Source organism: Desulfobacter sp. UBA2225 (assembly GCF_002348205.1).
Lineage (GTDB): Bacteria > Desulfobacterota > Desulfobacteria > Desulfobacterales > Desulfobacteraceae > Desulfobacter > Desulfobacter postgatei.
In genome coordinates this window covers 1-9607 of sequence record NZ_DDYV01000174.1, presented here as the reverse complement: position 1 = coordinate 9607, position 9607 = coordinate 1, and the positions used below count along the sequence as shown (strand labels likewise).

Here is a 9607-nt window from a genome sequence, read left to right as displayed (position 1 = left end):
CCGTAGCCCGTGGCTTCCGGCCGGATGAGGCTGCCGCCCCAGTCCAGGCCCTTGCCCGTGAGCACTGAGGAGAATTCATTGCTCAGTCGTTTATACTGTCCGAAAAGATAACCGATTTCCCTGCCGCCCACGCCGATATCCCCGGCGGGAACGTCGGTGTTGGGGCCGATGTGGCGGTAAAGTTCGGACATGAAAGACTGGCAGAAACGCATGACTTCATTGTCTGATTTTCCTTTGGGGTCAAAGTCTGAGCCACCTTTGCCGCCGCCTATGGGCAGGGTGGTCAGGGCATTTTTAAAAACCTGCTCGAAAGCCAGGAATTTGAGTATGGACAGATTCACCGAAGGGTGGAAACGCAGCCCGCCCTTGTAGGGACCGATGGCCGAATTCATTCCGATACGATAACCGCGGTTAACCTGGACGGTGCCGGTGTCGTCCATCCAGGGCACCCGGAACATGACCACCCGTTCAGGCTCGGCCAGGCGCTCTATAATTTTGGCTTTGCGGTATTCGATGTTGCGGTCCAGCACGGGCTGGACGGTTTCGAGCACTTCCCGGACGGCCTGGTGGAACTCTTTCTGATCGGGGTCTTTGGCTATGATTTTATTCAATTCTTCTGACATGGTCTACCTTTCCTTTGAAATGTGAGTATTGTAAATTGGATGAATGAGGTCAAATTGTTAGGCATTATCCGTAAAAGAAATCAGCCGAGGGGAACTCATTGGTCCTGTATGAGATTGTCTGCTTTTCCTGCGTCAATGATGACACCACGGGAATGTTTTCCATCCACTTTAATCAGCAGGGGACGATTCAGGCGCATGTGACGAATGAATCCCTCATCCCGGACAGTGCGGCAGCCGGCCAGATGTTCCAGGTCGATTCGGTCACAAGCCCCAGGATTCACCGTGATATAAGGAACACCCTGGGCAGTGATGGTGTTGAAAAAATGGGAACCCCAGGAGGCATCGGCATGGATGGTGCCGTCCCGGATTTCCACGATGGCACCGGCACCGGAAATCTGCTGCCAATCCACAGGGATGCCCAGCCAGGGATCCGATGACCCCCATCGCCCCGGACCGGCGAGCAGAAACCGGCGGTTGGTTTTGGCCAGTTCCGCATTAATGCGGCTGATCTGCTGTGCCATATCCCGGGTCTTGTCCCCCTCAAAAACGTCCGGGTTGACATAGATGATGTCCCGGATGGTGTCCAGAGTGCAGTTCCCCAAAGCCGAGGTGGAGACGCAGACCGCTTCGTCAAGATCTGCTTTGGTGATCAGGCTGGTGTCCCGTGGAGTTGACATGGGCCGGACCTGGAGCAGGGAGATTTTCCAGGGTTTGCCTGATCTGTCCGGAAGATCGGCGGCAAACTCCAGCTCTATTGGGCCGCCGGCCTCAAGAGCTAAAGCCGTCATGAGATCGTTCACCAGGGCGGTAAGGGGCGGAGCCCCGTATTTCAAAACCTGGGCAAAAGTGATCACTTTAGGCCCCCGGCAGTGCCAGGTATCCCGAATCCGGTCTTCGGCAGGCATATAGGTGGAGGCCAGAGCTTTGACAGGGGCCTCATTTAAAGCCTGGGACAGGTCTCGACGCTCCAGGTTGGAGCAAATACCGAAGCACAGGGTCTCCGGATAACCTGCCATTCTGAGTGCATAAAAACGATTTTGTGTTTTTTCCAGAAAATCCCGGACTCCGGAAAATTGGGGCGTGGCCTGGGGATGCTTGGGAAAAACCCTGAAACTCTGCTCCCCCTGGGCCAGGGTATGACCTAAACCCAATGCCAGGTTCAAGACACCCTCATCGGCTTTGGCATTGGCCGCAGGGTAAAAATTCAGGGATTGGGCCGTGCCCGAGATGGCCGGGTAGAAAAAATCTCCATGCCGGCTGCCGGCTGTTTCCTGGATCATAACTGCCATGCTGTCCCTGAAGGGGTGGACCGTTGTGCTGCGTACAAAGGCCCTCGCATTTTTATAGTATGCAGAGGCATAGACCAGCTTGACTGCGGTGGCAAGATGGGACAGCCGGAGATCAGGGTCGGCATGGTTGTTCGGGATCATATAGGTTTTGTACAAGCCGGCGCAGGGACGGGTCACGGCATCTTCCAGAAGGCTGGAGGAGCGAACGGCCAGAGGGGCACACGTACCGGCAAGATAGGTTTCCAAATGCCGGAGCACCTCCCGGGTCAAAGGGGCGTCAATGAACGCCTGGACCAGATCCGCCAGCGGGCGGCCGGTAAATCTTGCCAACCCGTTGTCACGGACAAAATCCTCAAAAATGTCTGTACAGAGGATCAGGGTGTCAGGGATGTTGACGGTCATTTCCGGATAGGCCGCTCCAAGGTCGGGACGGCGGTTAAGGGTCTGGGCCAGAAAGGCCATCCCCCTGGCCTTACCACCGATGGATCCGTTTCCGACTCTGGTAAACCCGGCAGGGCATGTTTGCACAGGATACGGGTCTTTGGGAAGGGTGTTTCGTCCCCCAACCGCGGGGTTCGCTGCCAGGCTGCGGAAAAACTCATGGAGGTTGGGGCCCAGATGTTTGGCATTTTTATCCAAAAAAGGCGCCGGGATGCTTTCCGCCCTTGTTTTGTTTGCACCTTCGGCACTCATGAGCATGATGGGAAGTTCAGGCATTTCCCTGCGAATGGCTGACAGGATGTCAATGCCGGCCCCGGCCACCTCTCTTCCCTGCCGGGGAAGCCGGGTATCGGAAAGGACACATTCAAGGCGGTTTCCCAATTCACGGAACCGGGCCATGGCTGTTTCATGAGACCCGGCCAGGACAAGCCTGGGAGGGCTGGCCCCGGGAAAAGCCGTATCTATTCCTTTGTATACCGCGGGAAGGAAAAACGAGGCGTATTCAAGGCTGTCCTCCACAAGAAGAACTGCACGGCGGGTGGTATCCTTGCAGCGCTGGTCCTCAATGAAGCGGACCATGGCATGGAAAATCTCAGGTGTCCCCGACCAGATAAAGATGTGATCCGCATCCCGTTCCAAAAACCGGTTTTTGCAGTGGCCCGGTGGCGCCAGAACAATTACCGGCAGGCCGGGGCAAAGGCCCTTGAGATGCTGTATCGTGATTCCTGTTTTGTCATCCAGGGTCTGCATTTCAATAAAAACGAGGTTAAAATCTGCCTTGCGGAGCATTGCGGCAGCCTCTTCCATAGAAAGAGCGTAGGTGATCTTCCAGGGCGATGGGTCAATATCCGCTTTGAGTCCCGGCAATTGGTAAGGCGCCGAAACAAAGAGGATATTCCTGACCTGAATACCAGGGGATTGTGAATTTTCAGGTCTGACTTTTATTTTTTCGGTAATTTTATCCATTTTCTATTCGCTTCCGCCCATTTAAAAACCCTAACCACGATAAAAATGCGATGTTTTGCATTTGGTTTATATTGAAAGTGTTTATTTGAATATCAAAAATAAAACAACGCGATAAAAATCAGATAAAAATGCGTATAAAATTATAGTGGTTGAAAGATTTTGCAGGCAAAGCAAACCGGTCTCAAGCCAGGCTGAACGGCGATCTTGGAAAGCATACGAGGTTTTGCTGGAAGGGACTGAATCGGCTGATCAGGCAGCCTCCCAGCCTAAAAAGAGAGCAAAAAAAATCAAACAGTCACTACCGGGTTCAGTATGATTCGTACCCATGAAAGCCTTCCAAGACCGTTATGCCCTGGGCTTCACCGATTCCTCCGTTGCCATGAACCACGCCATACTGCGCATGACCTTTGACAAGCTGCTCTGTAACTGCGATTAACCCGTTCAACGCCGGATTGTTCCACGGAGCTCTGGCCAGGTTCATTCCTCCGGTAACCGTTATCTCGTGGTGTTTAAGAAAATCACCGATTTCATTGATGTTACTTACAAAACCTGCGGCCAATAATAACGCGATCGGTATGGGCGGATAGCAGGTATAGGCTTCCAGCAAAAGGGTTTTCTTTTGAAATTCCAGGATGATATCTATTTTGGATTCTGCCTGGGCCAGCAGGAATGCATCTTTAAGGTGAGGGAACAGGTTGTTGCCTTCGCCGGTTATACTGCCGACCGCTTTTGGGGAGCCCTTTACGACAGAATATTTTGAACCCGATACCTTAATCCGCCTATTGTTGGGAATGTTCAGTAATTCAGAGGTACTATGATTGGCGACAATGAGGCCTCCGGCAAAATCGATATTCGGATTTGCGCAATCGGTCAGGCAAAAAAGATCTGTTCCCAGATCATGCAGGATCTTTCCCCGTGATGAATTAAGCAGGGTTCCTGATTTGTTCTGAAAGGTGCGGGAATAATTCTCAAAAAGACCATCGGCCAATTTATGGAATTCATCATCGGAAATGTTTGTCTCCCTGCAAAGCTGGCGAGCAAGAAGATCATAGCATTGAATAAGAGTGAAATCTTCAAATATCTCCATGGCTTTTTTTATTCCATTCTTGCCATAGTTCCGCGTATCAGAGAGCAGGGGCTCATAACCGAAGATGAAAATTGCGTCATACAGGTCATTTTTTATCAATTCACCGGCATCAGTAATCGCCTGGATAGGCCCTGCCCCTGTTTTATACGTATTCATCTTTTTTATGGTATCGCACCCAAGGATTCCGAAATAAAAACCGTTGGCCGCTTCAAATGAGTTAAGGAGGGGATCAATAAAAAAAATATGCGGCCCGCTTATGTTCTGCAGCCAATATGTGATTAATTTCTATGGCAGTATGAAAGTGATCTTTCATAATTTGAGGTGACAGCGTATTCTCTTCCTGGGAAGAGATCTTTTTTGCGTAGATGATTTGAGCGTCCATATCTATCCTTATTCGTTGACATCTTTTGGCATTTCAATATACAGCCGTAGAATTGATTGTTGCACTTTTCGACAGGGAATGTTTAATAGGGGTAATCCCCAAAGTCAAATTAAAGAGGTGGGCTTGTGAGGTAACGTAGCAACAACAATGAGACAATCTTATGACCAATGATTGAATCCGATCCCTATGAAGCGGGATATGTGCGAGGATCAAAAGAGCTTGATTTATAGGGAGGCAAATAATGCTCAAGGAAATGGCAATTAAAAATTTGACAGTCTTCTCAGATTCAAATCTGAAGTTTAGCAAAAACCTTAATGTTATTGTCGGCGAAAATGGCACGGGCAAGACCCACTTGTTGAAAATGGTCTATTCAATAGTTTCGGTTTGTACTGAAGGAAGTAAACCACATTCAAGAGAACCGACAAAAGCGTCTTTACAAGTAAGAATAGCCGACAAATTAATAGGAGTTTTCCGACCTGAATCTTTGGGTCGACTTGCAAGACGCAAGCAAGGCAGGGAACGCTGCGATGTTCAAATCTCATTCTTCAATAACGTCAATAATGTTGCTTTTTCTTTTGCAACTAACAGCAAGACAGAAGTAAGCATTGAAACTCTACCACAACAATGGGGAGATACCTCCCCGGTATACTTGCCAACAAGAGAACTTCTGACAATTTATCCGAATTTTGTTTCCGTATATGAAGGGCATTATTTGGAATTTGAGGAAACATGGCGAGATGCTTGTCTGTTATTGGGAACATTGATAAAAAGAGGACCCACTGAAAAAGTTATTCGTGAGCTTCTTTCCCCTTTGGAAGAAGCTATGGAAGGTTCTATTGAGCTCGATAAATCGGGACGTTTCTACTTGAAAAATTCCAACGGGCGCATGGAGATGCCACTTGTGGCGGAAGGGTTGCGGAAATTGGGAATGCTTGCACGCCTTATCGCCACGGGCGTGCTAATGAACAAAGGTTATTTGTTCTGGGATGAGCCTGAGGCAAATCTTAATCCTCGGCTCATAACGCGTGTTGCAAAAAGCATTCTTGATTTAAGCAACAACGGCATTCAAATATTCATTGCAACCCATAGTCTATTTCTGCTGCGAGAGCTTGAAATACTGCTGTCTCAGAAAAAACACCGTTCAATTAAACCCATGTTTTTCGGACTACATAAAAAGGATGATGAAGTTTCCGTGCTTCAGGGGCCAACTATGGATGACATCGGCGACATTGCCTCACTTGATGAGGAATTGGAACAATCGGATCGATTTCTGAAGGACGAGAACTAATATGCAACGACTCTCAGTGGATGGAATTAATTTCGATTTTCCTGACGACTGGCATGTAAGCAAATATGATGATTGGTCTTTTTATCGCAATCGTTTCTCTCGTATGTGGAGCGGCATTAAGTACCTTGACCTGCTGGCAATTGGTCCGGAAAAAACGGCTTGGTTAATCGAGGTGAAAGACTATCGTGTTCATAAACGAACTAAGCCGATTGATATTGCTGACGAGGTTGCGCATAAAATATTTGATACGTTGGCGGCTCTATTGCCGACAAAAGTAAATGCTGATGGCGCAACTGAAAAGTCTATTGCACACGAAATCAACAAGGCGACGCGTTTGCGAGTTATCCTGCACCTTGAACAGCCAGCCAAGCATTCTAAACGATTCCCTCGTGCGATTAATCCCGCGAATGTTAGGCAAAAGCTTCGCCAATTGCTTAAACCAATTGATGCCCACCCAGTTGTTGCTGAATCAGCCCGTATGGGCACACTGGAATGGAGAGTAAGCTAATACTCAGATGGCTAACGATCATCTATTCTCCATATTTTATTTTTAAGAAGAAAATTAATTAAATGCACCAGACAAGCTGGTGCATTTAGGCGTTAACCCCCAAAAAAGGTAGTGGATCAAATAAGTTGATAAAATCAAACTTGTCATCACCAACTAAATCGGTTGGCATTTTTTGTCCAAACGCCAATTGAAAAAACAGGAGCAGATTATATGTCAAACAAAAAAGGAAACCGTATTCAGAACGTACTAAAAGAGCAACAGTCCCGCCAGGCCGGTTACAGGGAGCGGGCGCTTAAGATGCTCCCCTGGGTCTGTGCCCATTGTGGCCGTGAGTTTGAAGGCAAACGAGTCAAGGAACTCACTATTCACCATAAAGACCATAACCACGACAACAACCCGCCTGATGGGAGCAACTGGGAATTACTGTGTATCTATTGCCACGACAACGAACATTCCCGGGACCAGGTCGCCGATGCCTATTCCGATGAAGTGGCCGGGAGCACCTCAGACTCCTGGGGCACCACCAATCCTTTTGCCGGGCTTGGCGACATGCTCAAAGGTAAATTGTAATCTTACTGTCTGCCTGGGGCTTGGGATGACTGTAGATATTACCGGACACGTTCCCGGGTCGCTCATTTTATCCGAGGGAGAAATCAGTGGTCATGAACCATTTCACACAAAAAATTGTATCATCTCTGGGGAATTTTGAAAATTCGCTCTCCCCCCGAATCAGTAGGTGTGCGCTTTGTTCAAATTTTTCCCCACCAAACAACCGCTAAGACTTGCAAAGCCTTTTAAATTTGTATACGTTTAATTTGGGGTGTCTAAAGCATTCCGGTCAATTTCAGCAGGCCAAAAAATTGAACAAAAAGCCATTGACCATAAAACAAATTATCAATAATTTATATTCTATTTTCGGAGGAGTCATGGGAAAAGAAACTCGTTTGTTTAAAAGCCAGGAGAAAAAAAACAGGACGGACCTGAGTACTTTTTTACATCAACTTGCCGACAAAGTTTCACAAGGCACCATTGTATTAAGTAAAGGTTCCGAAGAACTAACCCTTCAAATACCCCAAAACCTGATCCTGGAAATACAGGCGGAGGATGAACAAACAAAAAAGAAGGGCGTTCAACACAGCCTTGAAGTTGAAATTAAATGGTTTGACAATGATGACGGCCCCACAGACCTAAAACTGAAATGACGAATGCGACTTAGAGCTTTCACATGAGATAAATGAAATTCAACTGACGTAAATGAAGGACCTTATGTTTGAATCCGCCGAGTTGGGACATAAAATATCCAAATCCGACTACAAAAAAGAAGAGCCTGCCCTGCGTGAAGAACTTCTCAACGTGCAGTTGGAATTGAACGAATCATCCTCTTTTCCAGTGATTATCCTGGTGGGCGGATTGGACGGTGCAGGGCGCGGGGCCATAGTGAATCTGTTGAACGAATGGATGGATCCGCGCTTTATTCAAACTCACGGCATGGGCGAACCCACGGACGAGGAACTGGATCGACCTATGATGTGGCGGTTCTGGAGAGCCCTTCCGCCAAAAGGTAAAATTGGTGTTTTCCTGGGGTCGTGGTACACATGGCCGATTCTGAACAGGGCCTATGGCAGAACAAATGATGCGGATCTGGAACAGAGCATGGGCCGGGCAATAAAGTTAGAAAAGATGTTGGTAAATGAGGGTGCACTGCTCATTAAATTCTGGTTTCATCTTTCCAGGGAAGAGCAGAAAAAACGACTGCAATCGCTTGAGAAAGACCCATTGACGCGTTGGAAGGTCACCAAGCGTGACTGGAAGCATTTCAAGCACTACGACAAGTTTCGGAAAGTTCACGAAAAGGTTATTCGTCAGACATCAACCGCTGAAGCGCCCTGGCTGATCATTGAAGGATCGGATGCCCGCTACCGCAACTTAACCGTCGGCAAGCTGATCCTTACCGCGATTCGGGAACGATTGGACAGGAATGCTCAGCCTTCTCCGGAAATCATCGCTCCTCCTCTTATGCCGTCCATTGATAATGTCAACGTGCTGAAGACGTTAGATATGACGCAATCCCTAACGAAGGAGGAGTACCTGGAAAAGTTGATAAAATACCAGAGGAAACTGAACCTGCTGATCAGGGATCCAAAATTTAAATACACCTCGGTCATAGCCCTGTTCGAGGGGAATGACGCCGCAGGAAAGGGAGGGGCCATACGTCGTATCACAGGGGCGCTTGATGCACGCGGGTATCAGGTTATCCCCATTGCCGCACCGACAGAGGAGGAAAGAGAGCAGCCGTATCTCTGGAGATTCTGGCGGCATCTGCCCCGTAAAGGCCGCGTAACTATATTTGACCGCTCCTGGTATGGCCGAGTACTGGTGGAACGGGTGGAGCAATTCTGTTCGNNGCTGACTGGATGCGGGCCTACAATGAAATCAACGAATTTGAGTTACAGATCACCCGCCATCGCATGGTGGTGGTCAAGTTCTGGTTGGCTATCACCCAAGAAGAGCAGTTGGAAAGATTTCATGCCAGAGAGCAAACCGGCTTCAAGCGGTTCAAAATCACGGAAGAAGACTGGCGTAATCGAAAAAAATGGGGACAGTACGAACTGGCGGTTACGGATATGGTGGACAGGACCAGCACAGATTATGCTCCATGGACCCTGATAGAGGCCAATGATAAATATTTTGCCCGTATCAAAGTACTCAAGACATTGTGTACAGCAATTGAGACCAAGCTCAAGGACCTTTACGAGGAAGGTGTCGATTATCTGGAAAAACCAAAGAAAAAAAAGTGAAGTTGGCCGGGTTTTATCCGTGGCGCGTGGCTTGGCACACAGGTGCAGGGGCTTGGCTCGGTGCGTTCAGAGGAGCTGATTACGCTGGGCAACAATATTCCGGGCATGGCGCTTGATTTGTTGCCGGACGCCATCGGCGTAGCGCTGCTGGGGGCCAATACCCGGCTGAAAGCCGGGGATGAGGCGGTTCCGTAAGGCATCCTGTTCCTCGTTGGCATGATCTTA

At 48.6% G+C, this 9607-nt stretch carries 8 protein-coding genes and 1 pseudogene; 6 read left to right on the top strand and 3 right to left on the bottom strand.

Annotation, left to right across the window (positions count from 1 at the left end):
• The 3 genes from B3D59_RS08900 to B3D59_RS08890 all read right to left on the bottom strand — a co-directional run.
• Nucleotides 1–623: Glu/Leu/Phe/Val dehydrogenase dimerization domain-containing protein (locus B3D59_RS08900; protein WP_286819117.1), on the bottom strand; the 623-nt coding region annotated here is incomplete at its 3' end.
• Between the two features lie 95 nt (nt 624–718).
• Nucleotides 719–3319, bottom strand: a complete 2601-nt coding sequence (locus tag B3D59_RS08895) for a PEP/pyruvate-binding domain-containing protein (RefSeq protein ID WP_286819113.1) — start codon at nt 3317–3319, stop codon at nt 719–721.
• Between the two features lie 307 nt (nt 3320–3626).
• On the bottom strand, nt 3627–4562 hold the full coding sequence (locus tag B3D59_RS08890) for a hypothetical protein (protein ID WP_286819112.1): 936 nt from the start codon (nt 4560–4562) through the stop codon (nt 3627–3629).
• A gap of 467 nt (nt 4563–5029) precedes the next feature.
• On the opposite strand from B3D59_RS08890, the gene B3D59_RS08885 reads away from it, so the two are divergent.
• The 6 genes and pseudogenes from B3D59_RS08885 (at nt 5030) to B3D59_RS08860 (ending at nt 9577) form a co-directional block, all read left to right on the top strand.
• Nucleotides 5030–6076, top strand: a complete 1047-nt coding sequence (locus B3D59_RS08885; RefSeq protein WP_286819111.1) for an AAA family ATPase — start codon at nt 5030–5032, stop codon at nt 6074–6076.
• A gap of 1 nt (nt 6077) precedes the next feature.
• Nucleotides 6078–6584: a hypothetical protein gene (locus B3D59_RS08880; protein ID WP_286819110.1), complete on the top strand. Its 507-nt coding sequence runs from the start codon at nt 6078–6080 to the stop codon at nt 6582–6584.
• A 210-nt stretch (nt 6585–6794) separates the two neighbouring features.
• Nucleotides 6795–7154, top strand: coding sequence for a YajD family HNH nuclease (locus B3D59_RS08875; protein WP_286819108.1), 360 nt, complete (start codon nt 6795–6797; stop codon nt 7152–7154).
• Between the two features lie 356 nt (nt 7155–7510).
• Nucleotides 7511–7786 (top strand): amphi-Trp domain-containing protein, encoded by a 276-nt coding sequence (locus tag B3D59_RS08870; protein ID WP_286819106.1) that lies wholly within the window; start codon nt 7511–7513, stop codon nt 7784–7786.
• Between the two features lie 52 nt (nt 7787–7838).
• Nucleotides 7839–9382, top strand: a pseudogene (gene pap / locus B3D59_RS08865) (polyphosphate:AMP phosphotransferase).
• 60 nt (nt 9383–9442) lie between these two features.
• Nucleotides 9443–9577 carry a hypothetical protein gene (locus B3D59_RS08860; protein ID WP_286819105.1) on the top strand — a complete coding sequence of 45 codons (135 nt, stop codon included), beginning with the start codon at nt 9443–9445 and terminating at the stop codon, nt 9575–9577.
• Nucleotides 9578–9607: the final 30 nt, after the last annotated feature.